Origin of the sequence: Cytobacillus massiliigabonensis, from assembly GCF_900199725.1 — a bacterium.
In the GTDB taxonomy this organism is placed as follows: domain Bacteria; phylum Bacillota; class Bacilli; order Bacillales; family Cytobacillaceae; genus Cytobacillus; species Cytobacillus massiliigabonensis.
This window is the reverse complement of the sequence record NZ_LT904904.1, coordinates 2,352,104-2,372,615: the sequence shown is the minus strand read 5'-3', so window position 1 is coordinate 2,372,615 and position 20,512 is coordinate 2,352,104. Positions and strand designations below refer to the sequence as shown.

Sequence of the window (20,512 nt, the reverse complement as noted above, 5' to 3'; positions counted from 1 at the left end):
TCATTCGTATGATTTTAACAATTTCTACCAGTTAAAAGTCCCTGTAATGCGAAAACAAATAATTAACGATAGATCATCGGGTAAGGCAATTCATCTAAATCGGCTTCCTCCCGTTCGTTGAGCAATCGAGCAATCTCTTCTGAACTAGGTGCCTCAAAGACATGGGTCATTAATGAATCAAAAATTTGAAAATATGGGTTGCTGCTTGAAACCTGTGAAAAGATTCGATGGATCGCATAAGCAAGTCTCCGTTTTAAGTGGCGAATTTCCTCGTTTTCAGGAGCTACAGCAAGTAGCTCCATCAGCATCGGAATATAGTCCGTCAATTCTATACCTACCTTTTCAAATCCTAAATCAGCAATTAATCTTTGTAAGCGAATTAACGCATCCCCGCGTCTTCTGCTATCCCCTAATTCTTGGGCTGTTAAATACAATCCTGTTTTCTCTTTATAATCAAAGGTTTCTACATAAAGTTCCTGCAGTTCCTTCAATTCTAATGAAAAAAGCGGCATTAATCGCTGAGACATTTCCTTTTGCAGTTCTTCAGAGGAAATGTATTTTTTTAAATACACATCAATATTTGAACATTCCTCAAAAAATGTTCGGTCGGGGTAATCCAAGAAGCGTGCAGTGACAATAAGCAGCTCTGCTAGTTCTTCTTTCATCCTAGATCACTTCTTTCATAAGGATACGTAACCATTCCTTCAGCAGGTGCTAAACCTTCGATACTGCAAGCCCCTTGACGATAATGTAGGTTAACGTCCATTTCACGTCTTCCTGTTGGGATGACAAAACGTTCATTATATTTTGCTACCCCGAGAAGTCGCGCCATATCCTCTAATTCTTCCATTGTTGTTCCAGCTTCCTGAAGCAGTTTGCTTGTCTTCATTTCATCCATGCCTCCGACCGTTTTCGCTCGCATGTGAACGCGCATCGCAGCCATTTTTAGCAGAACCCTGCGAATGACAGTTGTATCATCAGCAGATAATAACGAAGCTAAATATTCCATCGGTATTCTCATATCATCTACCGCAGGAATATAGCCATCCATGCTTAAATCATGCTCATTTGTAATATGATTCATAATTGGACTTAGCGGCGGTACATACCAAACCATTGGAAGTGTACGGTATTCTGGATGGAGCGGCAATGCAATCTTCCACTTCATTGCCATTTTATAAATTGGTGAATCCTGCGCACTTTTGATCCAGCTCTCATTAATACCTGCTTCACGTGCTTTTTCAATCACATCTGAATCATTTGGATCAAGGAAAACAGATAGCTGTGCTTCATATAAATCCTTAGGATCTTCAACTGATGCAGCTTCCTTTACACGATCCGCATCATACAGCACAACACCAATATAACGAATCCGTCCAACACATGTTTCGGAACAAACTGTTGGCAGCCCCGCTTCTGTTCTTGGATAACAGAAATTACATTTCTCCGCTTTATGTGTGTTCCAATTATAATACACCTTATGATACGGGCATCCATTCATACAGAAACGCCATCCGCGGCAAGCCTCTTGATCCACAAGGACAATCCCGTCTTCATCTCTTTTATAAAGCGCCCCGGATGGACAGGAGGCAACACAGGATGGATTTAAGCAATGCTCGCATATTCGCGGCAAATACATCATGAATGTTTTCTCATATTCCATCGCAATATGTTCCTGCAGCTTTTGCACATTCGGATCCATTGGGACAATTTCACTGCCGCCTGCAAGGTCATCATCCCAATTTGATCCCCATTCTGGCTTATCTATATATTTACCGGTAATCATCGACTTTGGACGTGCAACTGGTAAATTATCCTTCTTCGGAGCTTTATGAAGATGCTCAAAGTCATAAGTCCATGGCTCATAATAGTCATCAATTGTTGCCATGTTTGGATTGTAAAAAATATTAGCGAGCTTTGAAACAGGTCCGCCTGCCCGTAAATGAAGCTGGCCATTTCTCAGCGTCCATCCGCCTTTATAGCGGTCCGTATTTTCCCATTCCTTTGGATAGCCTGGACCAGGGCGGGTTTCGACATTGTTATACCAGACATATTCCATGCCAGGACGGTTTGTCCATGTGTTTTTGCATGTCACAGAACAAGTATGGCAGCCAATACATTTATCCAGGTGCATTACCATCGCTACTTGAGCTTTAATTCTCAAGCCAATCGACCTCCTTCAACGGACGGATCACGGTCATTGTATCTCTATTGCTTCCTGTCGGTCCATAATAGTTGAATCCATAACTTAGCTGTGAATAGCCGCCAATCATATGAGTCGATTTCGGATTAATTCGTGTCACACTATTATGGGTGCCTCCGCGTTTTTTATTAATTGAATTCCCGGGAACCCCCATAGTCCGATCCTGCGCATGGTACATGTAGGCAACACCGCGTGGAAGCCGGTAAGTTAGAATGGCTCTTGCTGCAACTACTCCATTGCGGTTATAAACCTCTATCCAATCATTGTCTTTAATACCTGCTGAAGCAGCATCCTTTTCATTAAGCCAGACCACTTGCCATCCGCGGAAAAGCTGAACCATCTGATTTGTGTCTGTAAACATCGTGTGAATGCCCCATTTTTGGTGAGGTGTCATATAGCGGAGTGTTAATGATTTGCCTTTGTTCTCTACTTCTTTCTCTCCTTTTAAAAATGGAGATAGATTTACAGGAGGCAAATATAATGGCAGTCCTTCCCCATAATCAAGCATTACTTCATGATCGATGTAAAAACTTTGGCGTCCTGTTAATGTATGCCAAGGGATATTGTATTCTTTATTTACTGTAAATGGTGAATAGCGCCGATTATCATTTTCTAATCCGCTCCAAACTGGAGTTGAAATGGTTTGGCGAGGCTGAACACTTAAGGCATCTAATGTATAATCTTCCTCTTCTCTCGCTTCTGAAATATGTCCAAGCTTTTTACCGGTTTTTTCTTCCATGGACTTCCAGCCTTCAACCGCCCTTTTCCCATTTGTTGCGCCAGACATAAGGAGAATAGCGTTAATAGCTTGCTTGTCAGAATAGAGATCTGGATGACCTTTTCCCACACCTTCACGCTTGGAAACCCCAAGGCGATTAAGCAATTCTTGGTATGCCTTCTCTCCATTCACCTTTACGCCTTTTGTCCCATAACCGTTTCGTATATTTGGACCGACTGTTGTCCACATATTGTAAACATTTGGATAATCGCGTTTGACGATGTTTAAGTTGGACATCGTTTTACCAGGGATCGCTTCCACTTCTCCATTTCGCCAATCCTTTACTTTGCCCAATGGCTGAGCAATTTCATTAACCGTATCATGGGCTAATGGAGCCATCACTATATCCTCCTGTGCAGAAAGATGCTCTTTAGCAAGCTCAGAAAATTCCTTCGCTATTTCTCTAAAAGCATCCCAATCACTCTTCGTTTCCCAAGGGGGTGAAATTGCAGCATTAAATGGATGCACAAATGGGTGGAGATCTGTTGTACTTATATCAAATTTTTCGTACCAAGTTGCTGCTGGCAAAATGATATCTGAAAATAACCCTGAGCTTGTCATCCGAAAATCCATTGCAATAAATAAATCGGTTTTTCCTTCTGGCGGTTTTTCATCAATATTTATCTTTTCAGGCTGCCAAGAATGTTCGGTATCTGTCAGAACTGAATCATCTGAACCAATTAAATGCTTAACAAAGTATTCATGCCCTTTCCCGCTGTCTCCTAGTAAATTGGAGCGCCAGTTAAAGAAAATATGAGGGAAATTCCGCTGATCATTTGGATTCTCGATTGCATAATTAATTTTCCCATCTGAAATTTGTTTTGCGATATCTTTAAAAATCGCCTGCTCATCGTCTTTATATTTTTCCCGCGCTTCCTTCATCACATCGAGTGAGTTCTGGGTCCATTGCGGAAAACTCGGGAGCCAGCCTAACCTTGCGGACATCGCATTGAAATCAGCTGGATGCATATTGCTGTATTTGCCGCCCCATTCATTTTTCTCGCCGTCTGCCAAATATTCATACCTAAACTGTTCAGTTGCAAAATAGAAAAATGATGTCCCATTCATAAATCGTGGTGATTTTACCCAATCATTGGCAAAGGCAATTTGGGAAAATCCTTCGATTGGGCGCACCTTCTCTTGTCCAACATAATGGGCCCAGCCGCCGCCATTCACACCTTGTGAGCCTGTTAGTAAAACAAGGTTTAAAATGGAACGATAGATTTGATCACTATGGAACCAGTGATTTGTCCCGCCACCCATCGCAATCATTGACTTACCATTTGTCTGAGCTGCATTTTCAGCAAATTCTCTTGCTACTTGTATAACATGTGCCTTTTTCACACCTGTAATACTTTCCTGCCATGCTGGAGTATACGGTTTGTCCGGATCGTTATAGTTGGATGGATAATCCCCCTCTAACCCGCGATTAATGCCGGTATGAGCCATCATTAAATCGTAGACGGTTGTAACTATCAGTTCATTCCCAGACTGGTCCTTGATTACTTTTACAGGCACACCCCGTCCAACCTTTGAGCCTTCCTTTCTAGCGAAATATGGGAAATCAACCATGGCAACCTTATCTGAATCCTTCAGAAAGCTCAGCTTCGGATTAATTTCTTGCCCATCTTCACTCTTTAAATCTAGATTCCACTTATTGCCGCTATCCCAGCGAAAACCTTGGCTTCCTGTAGGAATAACCATTTGATTCGTCTTTTCATCCCAAACAACTGTTTTCCATTCACCAAGCTCATGATTCATTTCAATATCGGAAGCTCTTAAGAATCGATCGGATCGAAACCCTCCATCCTTTTTATCTAAAATGACGAGGAACGGAAGATCTGTATATTGCTTTGCATAATCAATAAAATACGGCGTTTCTTTATCAACATAAAATTCTTTTAAAATCACATGAGTCATCGCCATTGCAAGCGCACCATCTGTACCAGGCTTTGCTGGCAGCCAAATATCGGCAAATTTATCGTATTCAGCGTAGTCTGGACTCACTCCGACAACTTTCGTGCCATTGTAGCGGGATTCAACCATAAAATGTGCATCTGGTGTTCTTGTTTGCGGGATATTTGTTCCCCAAATGATGAAATACTTTGTGTTATACCAATCACCACTCTCTGGAACATCCGTTTGATCGCCCCATACTTGTGGAGAAGCAGGCGGCAAATCTGCATACCAATCATAAAAACTTAGAATCGTCCCGCCTATTAAAGAGAGAAATCTTGTCCCTCCAGAATAACTTATCATTGACATAGCGGGGATCGGACTGAATCCGACAATCCGGTCAGGTCCATATTTTTTGATTGTATATATGGTAGAAGCAGCAATTAATTGACAGAGCTCCTTCCAGCTCCCTCTGATAAAGCCGCCTTTTCCTCGAGCCTTAACATATTTGTTCCGTTTGTCAGGATTTGTTACAATATTTTCCCATGCCTGGACAGGATTATCCGCTGATTTCAACTCAGCCTTCCACAATTCATAAAGGTCCCCGCGGACATATGGATGCTTAACTCTAGTCGGACTGTACGTATACCAAGAAAAGCTTGCTCCCCTTGGACAACCTCTAGGTTCATAATCTGGAAAGTTTTCACCAGTGGAGGGGTAATCTGTTTGCTGAGTTTCGTAAGCAATAATTCCATCTTTGACATGAATTCTCCAGCTGCATGAGCCTGTACAGTTTACTCCATGTGTGGAGCGAACGATTTTATCATACTGCCAACGCCTTCTATAGAGATCTTCTGAATTACGAGGACGAGGGCTTTCTTCCGTCCAGCCATCATTGATTCGATTCCCGCGCTTCAAATGCCTGAGGGCCTGAATAAGCTTATTTTGTCTTTGCTCCATCTAAGCCTTCTCCTCCTTTTAAGCTATCTCTTAGTGGATTAAATTCTTCTCCCAGAATGCGAAATGAGTCTTTACTAGCCAGTAATTCCTCTTCAAAAACATCCCAATTCGCTGCATTGGCTGCCGCAAGAATAAGCCGCTGCAACGTGCTATATTCATTTATTTCATAAATTTTCTCGATTATTTCTCCTGATAGGGATCCGAATCTCATGCGTAAAACTGCAATTAGGTCTTCTCGATCATCTACAAGTAATGCATCTGTTTCAAATGAAAACACGCGATCAGCCCTTTCTAAAGCTTTATCATTTTAAAATAGTCAGTAATTAATTGGTTCTTGCATTTTTCAGCAGCTTGTTCGAAGAAGCAAGTTAGTTTCTCATCAGGCTGGAGTGCTTGCTCAAAACTAATTTCTGTTCGTGCAATCTCAGTAAAGCTATTTGAATGCCTAATTGTAATTTCTAGACAATCTTGCGTTTTGATTACAGTTCCATGGGCATCATATGGATGAATATTATATTTTTCAAAGGTTTCTATCATCCTTCTATATAGAATTGGAGCGGCAATACGTATTGATTCTTCCTTTTGAAGTTTGAATTCTCCCATTTAGATCCTCCTTGCTACTATTTTCCTTAATTTCCCTGCGTTAGTGTTTGCTATTCGGCAGCAATTTATTCATTTCATCCTCGTTATGAATTACATCAACAATGATGACGCCGTCCATTAACTTCGTGAACTTCTCATTAACCTCTTGTTTATGCAGCATTTCTTTCATTTGCTGGACAATTCGCCTCATGATGTCATGATCTCGTGTAAGTTGAACAACTAATTCATTCAATTCAGGATTTTCCATGACCATCTCTTTGTATAAACCCTCTTCTTCCGATTCTGCATGCTTAAGTGTTCTCGTTTCCCAATGTTCAATAATAACTTCAGCCACTTGGAGTGCTTTTTCTGTTTGCCCATCCTCCAAACAGCGCTGAAAAATATCCCTCAGTTCTTTTGCTTCATTTAAAGCTGCTTCATGGATCGATGAATGGGCATCCGGTTTTTTTAAACTTGGTCCTGACATTCGCTTTCCCTTCCTTCCAAACTACTGTCTAGCAGTCCTGGTAAATTTATTAGACAGTTTCCCCACATTAGTAGTTACTAAACTTGTCAATACGACTTAAATTGTGAACTTTATTAGTTTTTGACAAAATATGCAAAAAAAGAAGATGAATGTTTCCAGCTCGGAAATATCCATCTTCTAATAAAAATTTTCAATTTTGTTCACTGCAAATAAATGATGATTCCTTATTCACCCTCTTCTAAAAAAAGCTCCTTTAAAAACCTTTCTCGGTTTTGCAGGAAGTATTTTGTTATTTGGAAATGATCTGTATCTTCATAGGCTACTTCAGCAATCACCCCATGATCAAAGCTAAATATTTTTGCATTCGGATAGCCTAATAGAATAGGTGAATGACTGGCAATAATAAATTGAGCATTTCCATTACTTGTTAAATCATGAATAATGCGCAGGAACGATAGCTGTCTTTGTGGTGAAAGTGCTGCTTCAGGCTCATCTAGAAGATATATTGCATTTCCCTTAAAACGATTTAGAAATAAAGAAAAGAATGATTCCCCATGTGATTGCTCATGTAAAGATTTTCCACCATAATGCCTAAATCCTGTATTATCTACCTCATCTAAATAAGAGGCAAAATGGTAGAAAGATTCCGCTCTCAGGAAAAATCCATTTGTCACCTTTGGCATCCAGGATAAACGGATATAATCTGTCAAAGAAGAACCTGATGCATGCACTTCATATGTGTTATTTCTTCCGCCACCAGCCGTATTAAAATCACATTTATCAGCAATCGCTTCTAATAAGGTCGATTTACCAGATCCATTTTCACCAACAAAAAAAGTAACAGCATGATCCAACTTAATTTCTTCGATACTGCTGATGGAAGGGATTGAAAACGGATACTGATTAAAGGATGGGATTTGGTCACGTAAAAGGCAAATCCTCTTTAAAAACATAATGAAAGAAACCTCCTCAATTAGAATATATTTTTTGAAACATAATGAATTATGATCAGAAACTTGCTTGTAAACTTCGGCATCAAAGTCGTAAATTATGCCCTTTTGTACTAATTCTTTTTTGATGAAATTCATATACGGTAAAAATAAATAGGGCGAACAAAAGTATATATAATCCAGACGGAATATTCGTAACCGGTATATATACATCCCAGAATGAATTGATTAGTGCATGAAAAATAATACAAAGAAAAATGCTATTTGAAGATAAATAAATGACCGTTAGAAGAAAAGACAATCCCAGTGCACAAAGAGTGAACCAAAGAAAGTTCATACTCATTTGATTTGAACCAACGACGAACCATAATGGTAGATGCCAGATTGCCCAAATACATCCAACAATGAGCGTACTAGTAAAGGACGAACGCCTTTTTTGCAAAGCAGACTGTAAATAGCCACGCCAGCCGATTTCTTCCAATCCGCCTCCAATAATCATGATTGGAAATTCAATTAATGCCAAATATAAAGGGTTTTCCATAGTTGCTCCATTCCAAAGAGTCGGCAAAAAACAAGCTGCAAACGCAAGTCCAATTGTAAATAAGTACATTCCTAATGAATGTCTTGGATTTTTTATATTATTTACAAATGATTGAAATTCTTCTTTTGAACTATGCCTTTTTTTCAGCCATAGCTCACAAATGGCTGGAGTAACTCCGCCAAAAATAAATAGCATCATCGAAAATGGAGTTCCAAAGGTGAGCAGATTAAACTGCGTTAAAATGGCTAAACTGCCCCATAATATCCATGAGGAAACAAATGTGTAAACTAGAAACCTTCTTATCCCCTTTCCCAAACGTGACCCTCTCCTTATTTAGAACCTAAGAGTAATAACACAGACTTGCACAGCGTATCCAATAGACGAATTTCATCAAGCGGCTTTTCTGCATTATGGAACATGCCATAACATTTTTGTAAAACCACATCTCTTACAATGCCATCAATAGAAGTCATAATAAACGGAAATATGTCTTCTGGTGAAATTACTGGCTTAAAACTCCCATTTGAAATTCCCTCATGAATTGTACTAAATAACCGCTCGATCAAATATTGTCCGCTTTCATTTTCAGAAATGCTTGATAACATTTTCTTCTGTCTTTCAGGATTGTTCGCAAATATGATAGTAAGCTCGAATTGAATTTTACCAACTATAGGTAGGTTTTCTTTTATGTATTTACCAAGGAAAGTAAACAGATTTTCTATTGTTTCTTTGGGTGAATTGCTATTATCGTTGATTGCATCAATTTCTTGAGTATATTCTACATTTGAATTGGATTGATTAATCACTGCAACAAGTATCTCATCCAAATCTGAATAATAGCGATAGATTCCACCTTGACTTAACCCTGATGCATGAATAATATCTTTCATCGTAATTTCATATAGAGGCTTAACTTTACACACTGATAAAGCTGCTTCTATAATGCTGTTTTTCTTTCTTATCACATATTCATGGTTGACCTTTGGCATAGTAATCACCTTCCGAAATAAAAATGACACCATTGTCATTTTTATAATATGGCATGTGAAAATCATTGTCAATAAATAAATGACACAGTAGTCATTTTACAAAAGCATCTTTTTTGCAGAATTCCGTCTTCTTTTGATAGCTTTTGTCACGATGCAGGAAAATCAATGGGTCCATGCTGAATTAGTAAAAAAAGAATCCTATATATAAATTTCATATCTTAGAAAGGGCTGGAAAACAAGATGACGAAATCATACGCAATTAAAGAAGCAGCAAAAAAACTAAGCGTTTCACCTGGTAAACTAAGACAGTGGGAAAAGGAACTGGAGGGGCTGCTCGTCATTCCCCGTACGAAACAGGGAGCACGCTATTATACAGATGATGAATTGAGTCTGCTGGAAACAATTAAACAGCTATATGATAAAAGTCTAAGTAAGGATATGATCAGAGGAATTATCGAAAAAGATTTTCAATTGCATAAAGTAGCTAACATGGAAGCAACATTATTGCCGGCAGTGCCAGACAAAGCGGAACCCGCAGCGACTAAGAATAATATTGATGAATTCCTTGCGGCGATGAAATTATGGAAAGATGAAATCATTGGTGATGTACGAGATGAAATCAGGCATGGTGTTCGCAAAGAAGTTATAGATGAGGTAAAAAAGGAAATCCTCAAAGGTTCCGTGCACACGGTTAAAAGTTTATCAGACTCCATTTATAAATCAAACGAAAGAACGATCACTGAAATTGATCATCTTTCATCAGACTTACATAAAATTTCTGAGCATACATCTGAAAAACTTGGGACACTATCAAAAAGGATCGCAAAGTCTTCAAAAGGAACTACAGAGCAAATTCGTCATCTTTCACATCGCGTGGCAGATTCCTCTGAAGCTGCTGCAGAAGAATTTAAAACGATGATTCACTATATTTCTAGCTCTGCTGAGGTTACACATACAGAAATAAGCGCACTAATTGAGACTTTAAATACAGATCGGGAATTTTATTTAGAAACGATTCATAGAGAACGTGAAGAATATTGGAAGGATGTAAACCAGCGTGAAGTGATGTTTCAAGACATGATTCTTAGCTTTAGAAGTGCTGCTGCAGCGGAAGAAAAGAAAGAGGCATGGTGGAAGTTTTGGAAATAAACCTCAGCCAATATTTGTAATAAACATTTGTAATGAAAATATGAAGAGCCTGACACCCCTTAGGGTGTCAGGAAAATATATGAGTTATACAGATTCAAAATTTGTTCCGTAAAAGATTTCATCCATCTCGGTTGTCAATCTTTCTGTAATTTCTTCTACCTCTTCTGGATCAAGCTTTTCCTTTGTATAGCCAAATAAATAATTATTAAGATCAAAGTCACGAATTCTGCATTTCGTATGAAAAATATGTGATTGGTAAATATTCACATCTATCATATCAAATTCATTTTTTACTTCTTCTGGAATATAATTTTGAATGGAACTAATATTGTGATCAATAAAAAGCTTGTGCCCATCTTTATCCCGTGTAAATCCTCTTACACGGTAATCAATTGTCATAATATCGGTATCAAAAGAATGAATTAAAAAATTTAATGCCTTCAGTGGGGATATCTCTCCACAAGTAGAAACATCAATATCTGCACGAAAAGTACTAATCCCTTCAGAAGGATGATATTCTGGATAGGTGTGTACGGTTATATGACTTTTATCAAGCTGCATAACAACTGACCCTGGAAGGGGTCCTGGAGACTCATTGTATGATTCAGTCGGCACCTCAACAACTGGACCTTCTGATACAAGCATTGTTACACTTGCACCTTGAGGTTCGTAATCCTGTTGGGCAATATTTAATACATGTGCCCCAATAATGTCTGAAACACTTTTTAATATTTTTGTTAATCTCTCTGCACTATACTCCTCATCGATATACTCAATATAAGCTTCGCGCTCCTCCTTCGTTTTTGTATAACAAATATCATACATGTTAAAGCTCAACGATTTCGTTAAATTATTAAAGCCATGCAGTTCAATTCGCTGTTCGGGCGTTAATTCCAATTCAGTTTCCCCCTTATAAAGATTTTTCCCTCTAATAAATATTGTTATATTGCCCAATTTCAGGATTTAAAATCAAGGATTTTTCTTTATAAGAATCAAAATTAAGGAAAAGAGCTCCTGCTATTCAATTTTCTTATTAAAACTTATAATATAGGGAATAAATGATTTTATTAATTGCAAGAAAGGTGGGGTGAAGCATTGAAAAGACTATTCCGTTCTTTAATCCTGCTGTTCCTTTTATTTGTTTCATGGCCATTTATTGAGAAGCAAATTCAGAAAACTGATTTTTATCCTGTAATGGAATCCATAAAGACAGAAATTCGCGGTATTGTTGAACATCCAAATGTTGTTGCCACATTAACAACCATTTATCAAACAGTCAACGAATTAACAGGGAGAGGTGATCCCTCCTTAGAGTCCAGTCAGAATAAAGATAATCAATCAGAGACAAATCAAGCGAATAAACCAAATCTAACTATTCCTACTGAACAAGTCTTTTCAGTTCATAACATTATTCTTGGAGAACAGCAGTCAGAAGTGGAAAAACAAATCGGAAAGGCAAAGCGTGTTTCTTTAAATGAATATGGAACTGAATGGCATACGTATCATAATGATTATCAAAATTTTTTAATGGTTGCTTACGATGATAATACGGTTGTTGGGCTGTATACGAATCAAGATTTAATTACCTCTTCCGTCGGGATTGAAAATGGAAGCACAAAAAATGATGTCCATGAGAAATTAGGAAATCCTTTAGACAAAATTCGTAAGGGGATGACCTACTTTCAACTAGAAGAAGATCGTGATTATGATGTGTACATTCTAGATAATAACTATGTGACTATTTTTTACGATAAACACGAGGGATATACTGTCACTTCTCTTCAAATTATTACCCAAGAACTTGAATCAAATAAGAAAGAATTTTATTCTGACGCGAGTCAACAATTAAAAGAGGGTTTTGAATATCAGCTCTTTGATTTAACAAATGCCGCCAGAGTTAATCATCATCTAAATGTATTAGAATGGGATAATCATGTTAAAGAAACAGCTAGAAAACATAGCAAGGATATGGCAGTTAATAATTACTTTTCCCATACAAATCTTGAAGGACTCTCTCCATTTGACCGCATGAGTGAGGATGATATATTTTTTACATTTGCAGGAGAAAATTTGGCAACCGGACAGTTCAGCAGCATTTTTGCACACGAAGGTTTAATGAACTCTCTTGGGCATAGAGAAAACATCCTTCGTCCAGAATATCAATATTTAGGTGTAGGGGTTGCTTTCAATGAGGATTCTCACCCTTATTACACGGAGAACTTTTTAAGAAGATAGATGGCTGGGCTATCAATGGACCCAGCCAATTTTTTTATGTAAAATATAGCTCCACACGTTGACTGTCTTTTTCTAAAGAATAATAATTCTTAAATTCAGTTCGTTGAGAAAACTTCATATATCCTTCAAAAGAAAGAGAAAAAACAATTATTCCGCCCTTGCTAAATTGAACCTGATAATCGACTATTTGTATTGATTCAAAAAAAAGACCCTCTCTTTGAATCAATTCATCTTCTTCATAGAAATTTATAATTACTTGCTGATTTTTAAACTGGATGAGAGAATTTATTATATTTAATGCTGTTTCCATACGCGTAGTACATACCCCCCACATCCACACTGATCGATAAAGTTCATCTGAATCGAATCACCGAAAACCTCTGTTAATAATGGTACAAAATAATCAGTTGGATTTCCAAATCGTCCTGAAGTCACCAAGTTTACATAGTAGCCAGGTTCAGTCTCCTCAACTGCTTTAATCCCGTCTTCAATGATCAATTCTATATTATTTTCGTACTCATTATGCTCAAGATCCATTGACCAATTTTTCCCCACCTATTTTCCCCCCTTGGCCGATAACTCCTTCACTTCTTCTATTGTGGTAATGAAGATAATCTAATCATAGCATATAAGAAAATTAATTCGCATCCCATTAAGAGAGAGATTTTAACTTAATCATAAAAAAACGTCTAGTCGCCTAGACGTTTTTTGACTTTCTCTTTTATTAAAAAATATGGGCTAAATCCTTTGCACGAGCGATCGCATTTGCCTTAATTTCCTCCGCTTTGTCCGGCTGAGCATTATGTCCTTCTATGAATAAACCTTCCAATGACGGTATGCCAAAAAATTGCATCATAATTTGAATGTACCGATGCCCCATTTCCATTTCAGCAGCTGGACCCTCAGAATAATACCCGCCACGCGCCTGTATATGCAATGCCTTTTTATTTGGCAAAAGACCAATCGGACCTTGTTCCGTATATTTAAACGTTTTTCCAGCAACTGCGACAGAATCTAAATAGGCTTTCATAATTGGCGGAAAGGAGAAATTCCATAAAGGAGTTACAAACACATATTTATCTCCTTCTACAAACTGATTGCTCAACTCATCCAAACGACTTACTTTTCCTTTTTCCTCTGCTGTTAAATCGTCAAAAGCAGAACCTGTACGCAGTTTCCCCCACCCGCTGAACACATCTGCATCAATATGTGGAATATGTTCCTTATACAAATCAATCGTTACAATCTTATCATTTGGATTTACCTCTTGATATGCATCAATAAACGCTTTGCCAACTGCCATACTGTATGATTGGGTTTCATTGTGCGGGTGTGCTGTTATGTAAAGAATTTTTCCCATCTTATAATCAGCCTTTCTAAATGTAATAAATTCTTATTCTTCATTGTTTCCTGAATAAGGGTTTTGCCCAATGTTTTTTCTCATTTCCTCTGTTAATTCGAATGGAATTTCATTTTGCACTTCCTTATTGTTTTCGCTCCTTTGCTGAAACCTTCCATCATAATGTACAGGCTGCTGATTCATTATATTCCCCCCTTAATATTTCAGATATAAATATGCTCCCCATAACAGTATGTATATATAATCATCCCTTTATTTATTAAAATTTACTGAAAGGTCATGCTACATATTTATTGAATAAGATGCCTCTCTTTGATTACATATTCTCATCTGTATTAAAAAAATGCAGAAAATAAACAGCCGGAATTCTGAAGTCCCGGCTGTTTAACTTGCACTAATCTCTTTTTGGTGAATAGACAAAAATACTTCTTCTAACGATTGGCACTCGTGTTCACTATATATACAATCCAGTGTTCCAAATGACTTTACCTTTCCATTAAATAAGATTAACACCTTATCTGCAATTTCTATGGCATCCCTCATAATATGGCTGCTGACAATCACAGTTTTCTGCTGCTTTTTCAATGTTTGAATAACCTCTTTAAACTGAATGACCCAATACGGATCCAATCCGTTTGTTGGTTCGTCTAGAATATAGATATCAGTATTCGCTAAAAGACATTGGGCTAAATTCAACCGCTGAGACATCCCTTTTGAAAATCCCCCAACCCTTTGATTACGCTTTTCCCATAATCCAACCTCCATAAGAACCTCTTGAATTCTTTCTTTAGGTGTATTCAAAAATGTTCCATAATAATTTAAAATTTCTATTGGGGTAAATTCAGGAGGAAAATTCATTTGGTCAGGCATATAGGCAAATGGCTTCTTTTTATCTGATTGAAAAACGACCTGACCAGTAGATGACTTTTCTATACCGGTTAAGATTTTAATCATTGTGCTTTTTCCAGCACCATTTCCTCCGCATAATACGATGCATTCTCCCTTATTTACAGTAAGATCTACAGGTGCCAAAGCTACTTTATTTTTATATCTTTTTGAAATATTCCGAAGCTCTAAAATCATATTAAACACCCCTTTTTTTCAATAAATAAGTGGATGAGGCGATGGTTAGAAACAGCAGAATGATGACCGATAGTAAAAGAGCACCAGTTAGCATGCCATTGTCTGCCCATTTTTCAATCATTAAATATTCCGGACCAAATACATATTCAGCATTTAATTTAGAAATCGACCACACGCGAATAGACTCTACAGGGTTTAGTAAAATAAGTGAAAATAAACTTCCCAGCTTCATCGAGTATGGGATCCAATCAATAATTGAAAATATGACAAATTCATAGACGAATACAACAATACTCCAGAAAAATAAAGCAAAAGATAAACCTTGCATTCTTGTTTTGCTTACTGCTCCGATGAATAAAGCAGCTGCTGAAAATACTATGATAAGCAGCATGTTAACAGCCATAAAGACTAAATAGATTGATCCTTCAAATGATTTGCCTATCAATGAAAGAATAAGACCGAATGAGCCGTATGAAATGCCCATTACGACAAATAAGGATAAAACTAATGAAAAAAACTTGCTGCACATATAATGCCAATACGAAACTTGATAGGTCTTAAACAATGAAAACCGGCCACTTTCCTTATCGGCAATGATCGAATTTGCTCCCAATATTAAACAGATGATCGGGATCAGCCATAAGGACAAATTGATTAACATCGCAATAGATCTGTTATATGCGGATTGGTTCACTTCTTCTGATGAGCTAACCTCTTTCTTGATCTCTTTTAATCCATACCATTCCGGATTCACATTCATCGTTTCAATATTTGTATTGACTGACTCTAATCCATATGTCGTTTCGACTGGATCTGATTTAATTGATTGTAAACCGTAAAAATAAAGTAATACAGATAAAAATAGAAATAATATCATAAAGTTTAAAAGCCACTTACTGCGTAATAATAGCTGCAATTCGTGCTTTACCATTGATAATAATAATGTAGGCTTCATATCCATTGCCTCCTAATTGGCTGGTCATCATCCTTTTCCTAATGACCGTGTTCCATGCCGCCTGATTTAAAGCTTTTCATGTCTGCCTTTAAAAGCTCCTCTTTTGAAAGAATATTGCCGTCATGTTCCTCTTTGTATTGAGTGGCTTTTTCTTCTGATTCAAATCCCGCAATACCATAACTCATTGGACTTTCAATTGCTGTCCCTTGGACAAAAGTACTTTTATCAAAATCAATCCATTCCCCAGTTTCAAAATCATGAATAAAAGCTGCTTCATATTTAGGGCTATTTTGCTGGAGATAGTTAATCATACAACCAATATCATCGAATAAGAGCGGTTTTCCATCCTCTAAAATGATTTGTGCGGCAGATTTTAGCTCCTCTATCCCCATTTTACATTCTGCACATGACTCCTCATTTGCTTTTATTTCAACTGGTGCAGCAGCTTTCGACTGGCACCCTGCTAATAAGAGAAAAAATCCTGCCATTAATACTAACACTTTAAACTTCATGCTTACCCCTCCCCAACTTTAATAAAATAGAAACACTTCCTATTAAAACAATAAGAAAGATGACAATCTGCATCATATTAAATGTAGGATTTGAAAAAAACGTTTTCTCTGATTTCCCATCACCCCAGCTGACTGGTGCAGGCTTTACAAGAGGAGATTCATCGATAACAAAGGAATCTGATGGCATTGGAGTGTATTGTTCTATCATATTCCATAACTCCACCGCTGGGCTTTGATAAAAAATACTTAAGTACGGCTCTTCAGACGTCATATTATAAAACACATCGCCGCTTTTATATGCGTAATCAACAAGTTCGTCATTATTCAAATTCAGCGAGCCATGATCATCAAAATAGTTTCCGTAATTATCCTTGGTGAAAAGATTTGTATTTTTCTCATCAGATATAATTTGCCTCGTATTATGATAAAAATTATTTAAATAAATCGTATTCTCATCCGAAGCTTTTCTCAATTCCAGCCCTGTGTGATTTCCGATAAAGGTATTGAACTCAAAAGTATTTCGCTTCGCATTTTCAAGCAATATCCCCTTAAAATTACCCCGCATCAGATTTGAAGAAATTTTTGAATCAAAGGTATCAAAGATAAACATTCCTGCTCCATCAATCTTCGTATTTAAATAGAAAGAATTTGCAACGATAGAAACTTCGTTGCTCTGCATAATCATTAATCCATTTACACTTTCCCGGACCTCATTCTGTGCAATTAATACAGTTTTTGAATCCATTGTGTGTACTCCATATCTCGCCCTCACCATTTGATTCGCTCTAATTTCACAGAAATCCGAATACGAAACATAAATACCATCCTGAGTATCATAAATAAAATTGCCTGTAGCAGCAGAATTTGGCGCTTTAACCAAATAAATGCCATACCCTTTATGATTGCTGCTACCTTTAAAGCTAGTAATTACATTATTCTCCAACCGATGCCCATAGCTTTCCTTTGCATAAATTCCATGGAAGACATCTTGGATGACATTTTTTTGGATAAAGGAACGATTCCCTTTCACATATATTCCGGCGTTTTGGGAGCCGCTGCCTTCTATATGAAGACCTTCAATTGTCACATCATCCGCTTCTATCGTTAGGACATTTCCTTTTTTGGGACCAATCAGCTTTGCCCCTTCTTCGCCAATTAAATGAACGGGCTGACTAATAGTAAATATTCCTTCGTACTCTCCAGGCTCTAATCTAATGATTCTATTTTCACTCGTATTTGCTAATGCTTTTTGAAGCTCATTCGCATTCGTTACTGAAACTTCCTCAGCATTTGCTTTGCCAATAAAAACAAACCATACGAGTACTACGAATATTCCAATCTTTTTATACATGTGAGCCTCACCTGCCCTGTACTTTTCCTCCATTGAAAAGGGCAGCATTTCCATTTGATCTACTTTTTATCAATCAAGGAAAGTACTGCCCATTAATTTGTCAAAAAGGGTTCACTTTTTCGTTATTTTTATATATAATATGTGTGTGTTGTTTTTATAAAATTTATTAATGGCCCATTGTTGCCGTGCCGTCATCTTCTCCAGTTTCAGTCACCTTTAAGATAGCGACGGCTCCTTTTTGTGCATGGTTGAATTGATGTGTTAAGATTGAATAGCTGCCTTCACGTGTAACCGTAAATTCTACAACTGCTCCACCACTAGCTGGCAGCATAACTGTTTGAAGACCTTTCATATGATTAAATGGATTGCCGTCCACATATACATCATCGAAAACAGTTCCAACTACATGGAATGAGCTAACTTCATTCGGTCCTACGTTATTAACATAAATTCTGACCTTGTCACCGACTTTCGCTAATAACGGTTTGTCTTTCAGGCTAAATGTGTCTCCATTTGTGTTTTGGTCGCCTTCTTTTAACGCTTTAGTTGACATGACCACATGACTAGGCACACCATTTGTAAAGTCTTCTAAATCATTGTACTTATACCATTCATTTTGAACGATGACAAATTCTCTATCAATATCTTTATCTGTTGGATAGCCTGCTTTTGGTTTAACAATAATCGTTCCGTGCATACCATTTGCAATATGAGAAAGCACTGGTGATGTACCACAGTGATACATAAAGACGCCCGGTTTATTTGCTGGATAGCTGAATGTTCCAGTTTCATCAGGCTCTACATTTGTAAAGTCTTTTGAAGGTGATGCATGTACTGCATGAAAGTCCATGCTATGCGGAATGGCTGGATCCATATTTTTCAGCGTGAAATTAATGGTATCTCCTTCATTTACAACTACTACTGGTCCTGGTGCCTCACCATTAAAAGTCCAAGCCTTGTACATTTTTCCTTTGTCAATTTCAATATCTGTAATTTGTGAAGTCATTTCCACGTTCACTTCGTTCGGACCTACCCTTTCCATTTTCAATGGAATTGGTTCTTGATTTAGCCCTTGATGCGGCTTAATTACCTCTACCTCACCTTTTTCTGCTGCTAAAACCTTTTGTTCCATTTCTTTGCTGTTTTTTGAATCTGCTGCTTGCTGGTTGCATCCTGTCAGAAGTCCAATGCCTAAAGCGGAAGTAAGAAGAATTTTTACACCTTTATTCATTTGTGTTTCCCCCTCTTTTTGTTTTCCTTTCATACTTTTATAATAATGACATTTTCCTACCAAATAGGTGATTTTTCTCACAATCACGTTTAAATGTGTGAAGGATTTGTGAAGAAGCAATCAATCAAGTGATAAAGGTTGTTTTGTGCTGAAATTATTTCGAAAATATTCCTAGTAGAGGTGAAAACAGGGATGAATGAGATATTTTTTGAAGTATAAAACAAAGAAATACCCAGGTAAATTTGCCATAGTTCACCGATGGGGACCTGCATCTAAGTTATTGGCATTTGATTTTTCTATATTGTCCGAACACCGATTAGCTTCTGACTCGAATATACTGGAATTCCCTATTCTTGTCCGACCTCCTTCACAACCTGGCTAACTAATCCCCGCATTCTTGTTCAAACAATAATCTGCTTTAAACTCAACAGCTCCAGCTATTCCTGATATTCAACATACCTTTGTTGTGCTATATAAAAAAAAGGTATAAAACCTCCAATACGGTTTCATACCCTTTTAATCTGCTTCTCACTTTTCCTTTTTCTTTTGTCCAGTTACTAATTCATCAACGAGCTTTTCTGCAGCTCTTCGATAAAGATTACTCATATTCGCAAGAGAAGCAATCATTAATATTTTTTGAAGATCTTCTTTTTCAGGATCTTCGAGCAAATCGATTTCATTTTTGACATCGATTGACTTTTCCATTACATCCTCTTTGAAGTTTTCGATATTATTGCTCGCAACATGCAGATAGCTTTCATAAAAACCTTCCAGATGAAATTGTTTCATACTCGTTTTTTCATTTATTTTAAAAAGTGTCTCCTTAATATCATTAATAGAAAGTACCCCTTTTAATTGATAAATGAGACTAATTAAAATGAGATGCTCTTTGGAATATTTTTTGTTCTTGATTGGAAAAAACAATTTGCCTTTCGCATAATTATTAATCATCGTTTTTGTAAGAACCTTTTCATCTTCATTCCGTTTAGAGCTGCTGAATTTATTTTCAAATAGTTGGATAACCTGATCCATGTATAAATCGATTTGCGGAATTTCTTCTAAAGTTATTTGATTATTTAATCCAAGTTTATCGATCATTTCCTGTATTTGATCCATTCTATTCCCCTACTATAATATTTAATAATCTTATATTACTTAAAAAAAAAGGTTATGTAAATGTTGACTACTTGATAGAATGGTTATATTATTGTAAGTAGTTATCAATACTACATCATACGCTATTAGGGGGA

General features: G+C 37.2%; 22 protein-coding genes. 2 read left to right on the top strand and 20 right to left on the bottom strand.

Features of this window, described 5'->3' with window-relative positions; all coding sequences use genetic code 11:
- Positions 1-62: 62 nt before the first annotated feature.
- From narJ to C1726_RS22820, 9 genes are all read right to left on the bottom strand, one after another.
- Entirely contained in the window at positions 63-665 is a 603-nt protein-coding gene (gene narJ, locus C1726_RS22860; RefSeq protein WP_102275265.1) for a nitrate reductase molybdenum cofactor assembly chaperone, read from the bottom strand.
- On the bottom strand, positions 662-2,164 hold the full coding sequence (gene narH / locus C1726_RS22855) for a nitrate reductase subunit beta (protein WP_102275264.1): 1,503 nt from the start codon (positions 2,162-2,164) through the stop codon (positions 662-664). The genes narJ and narH overlap by 4 nt, the downstream gene beginning before the upstream one ends.
- Positions 2,154-5,837, bottom strand: coding sequence for a nitrate reductase subunit alpha (locus tag C1726_RS22850; protein ID WP_102275263.1), 3,684 nt, complete (start codon positions 5,835-5,837; stop codon positions 2,154-2,156). The genes narH and C1726_RS22850 overlap by 11 nt, the downstream gene beginning before the upstream one ends.
- On the bottom strand, positions 5,818-6,114 hold the full coding sequence (locus tag C1726_RS22845) for a hypothetical protein (protein WP_102275262.1): 297 nt from the start codon (positions 6,112-6,114) through the stop codon (positions 5,818-5,820). The genes C1726_RS22850 and C1726_RS22845 overlap by 20 nt, the downstream gene beginning before the upstream one ends.
- Positions 6,115-6,128: 14 nt before the next feature.
- Positions 6,129-6,440, bottom strand: coding sequence for a hypothetical protein (locus C1726_RS22840; protein WP_102275261.1), 312 nt, complete (start codon positions 6,438-6,440; stop codon positions 6,129-6,131).
- 40 nt (positions 6,441-6,480) lie between these two features.
- Positions 6,481-6,906: a hemerythrin domain-containing protein gene (locus C1726_RS22835; protein WP_102275260.1), complete on the bottom strand. Its 426-nt coding sequence runs from the start codon at positions 6,904-6,906 to the stop codon at positions 6,481-6,483.
- A gap of 224 nt (positions 6,907-7,130) precedes the next feature.
- The gene (locus C1726_RS22830) at positions 7,131-7,859 is read right to left on the bottom strand and encodes an AAA family ATPase (RefSeq protein ID WP_102275259.1); all 729 of its coding nucleotides are present in this window, start codon (positions 7,857-7,859) and stop codon (positions 7,131-7,133) included.
- An 82-nt stretch (positions 7,860-7,941) separates the two neighbouring features.
- A complete protein-coding gene (locus C1726_RS22825) occupies positions 7,942-8,712 on the bottom strand; it encodes a CPBP family intramembrane glutamic endopeptidase (RefSeq protein WP_102275258.1) in 771 nt (256 codons plus the stop codon).
- Between the two features lie 14 nt (positions 8,713-8,726).
- Positions 8,727-9,386 carry a TetR/AcrR family transcriptional regulator gene (locus tag C1726_RS22820; RefSeq protein ID WP_180968278.1) on the bottom strand — a complete coding sequence of 220 codons (660 nt, stop codon included), beginning with the start codon at positions 9,384-9,386 and terminating at the stop codon, positions 8,727-8,729.
- 240 nt (positions 9,387-9,626) lie between these two features.
- Here C1726_RS22820 and C1726_RS22815 point away from each other — a divergent pair, with 240 nt between their 5' ends.
- Positions 9,627-10,535 carry a MerR family transcriptional regulator gene (locus tag C1726_RS22815; RefSeq protein ID WP_102275256.1) on the top strand — a complete coding sequence of 303 codons (909 nt, stop codon included), beginning with the start codon at positions 9,627-9,629 and terminating at the stop codon, positions 10,533-10,535.
- Positions 10,536-10,619: 84 nt separating this feature from the next.
- On the opposite strand, the gene speD is transcribed toward C1726_RS22815, so the two are convergent.
- Complete coding sequence (gene speD / locus C1726_RS22810) at positions 10,620-11,432, bottom strand: adenosylmethionine decarboxylase (protein WP_102275255.1); 813 nt, start codon at positions 11,430-11,432, stop codon at positions 10,620-10,622.
- Positions 11,433-11,630: 198 nt separating this feature from the next.
- Here speD and C1726_RS22805 point away from each other — a divergent pair, with 198 nt between their 5' ends.
- Positions 11,631-12,770: a CAP domain-containing protein gene (locus C1726_RS22805; protein WP_235822828.1), complete on the top strand. Its 1,140-nt coding sequence runs from the start codon at positions 11,631-11,633 to the stop codon at positions 12,768-12,770.
- A 34-nt stretch (positions 12,771-12,804) separates the two neighbouring features.
- Here C1726_RS22805 and C1726_RS22800 read toward each other — a convergent pair whose 3' ends face one another.
- The 10 genes from C1726_RS22800 to C1726_RS22760 all read right to left on the bottom strand — a co-directional run bounded on the left by C1726_RS22800 (position 12,805) and on the right by C1726_RS22760 (position 20,378).
- On the bottom strand, positions 12,805-13,080 hold the full coding sequence (locus tag C1726_RS22800; protein ID WP_102275254.1) for a hypothetical protein: 276 nt from the start codon (positions 13,078-13,080) through the stop codon (positions 12,805-12,807).
- Positions 13,065-13,325: a CGCGG family putative rSAM-modified RiPP protein gene (locus tag C1726_RS22795; protein ID WP_102275253.1), complete on the bottom strand. Its 261-nt coding sequence runs from the start codon at positions 13,323-13,325 to the stop codon at positions 13,065-13,067. Before C1726_RS22795 ends, C1726_RS22800 begins: the two co-directional genes overlap by 16 nt.
- Before the next feature lie 169 nt (positions 13,326-13,494).
- Entirely contained in the window at positions 13,495-14,130 is a 636-nt protein-coding gene (locus C1726_RS22790) for an FMN-dependent NADH-azoreductase (protein WP_102275252.1), read from the bottom strand.
- A 33-nt stretch (positions 14,131-14,163) separates the two neighbouring features.
- Positions 14,164-14,313 (bottom strand): hypothetical protein, encoded by a 150-nt coding sequence (locus C1726_RS26365; RefSeq protein ID WP_180968277.1) that lies wholly within the window; start codon positions 14,311-14,313, stop codon positions 14,164-14,166.
- 201 nt (positions 14,314-14,514) lie between these two features.
- Positions 14,515-15,213, bottom strand: coding sequence for an ABC transporter ATP-binding protein (locus tag C1726_RS22785; RefSeq protein WP_102275251.1), 699 nt, complete (start codon positions 15,211-15,213; stop codon positions 14,515-14,517).
- Position 15,214: 1 nt separating this feature from the next.
- The gene (locus C1726_RS22780; RefSeq protein WP_102275250.1) at positions 15,215-16,168 is read right to left on the bottom strand and encodes an ABC transporter permease subunit; all 954 of its coding nucleotides are present in this window, start codon (positions 16,166-16,168) and stop codon (positions 15,215-15,217) included.
- 38 nt (positions 16,169-16,206) lie between these two features.
- Complete coding sequence (locus C1726_RS22775) at positions 16,207-16,680, bottom strand: nitrous oxide reductase accessory protein NosL (protein WP_102275249.1); 474 nt, start codon at positions 16,678-16,680, stop codon at positions 16,207-16,209.
- Positions 16,670-18,031 (bottom strand): right-handed parallel beta-helix repeat-containing protein, encoded by a 1,362-nt coding sequence (locus C1726_RS22770; RefSeq protein ID WP_102275900.1) that lies wholly within the window; start codon positions 18,029-18,031, stop codon positions 16,670-16,672. The genes C1726_RS22775 and C1726_RS22770 overlap by 11 nt, the downstream gene beginning before the upstream one ends.
- Before the next feature lie 166 nt (positions 18,032-18,197).
- Positions 18,198-19,262: a multicopper oxidase domain-containing protein gene (locus C1726_RS22765; RefSeq protein WP_102275248.1), complete on the bottom strand. Its 1,065-nt coding sequence runs from the start codon at positions 19,260-19,262 to the stop codon at positions 18,198-18,200.
- 528 nt (positions 19,263-19,790) lie between these two features.
- Positions 19,791-20,378 (bottom strand): DUF1836 domain-containing protein, encoded by a 588-nt coding sequence (locus C1726_RS22760; protein WP_102275247.1) that lies wholly within the window; start codon positions 20,376-20,378, stop codon positions 19,791-19,793.
- Positions 20,379-20,512: the final 134 nt, after the last annotated feature.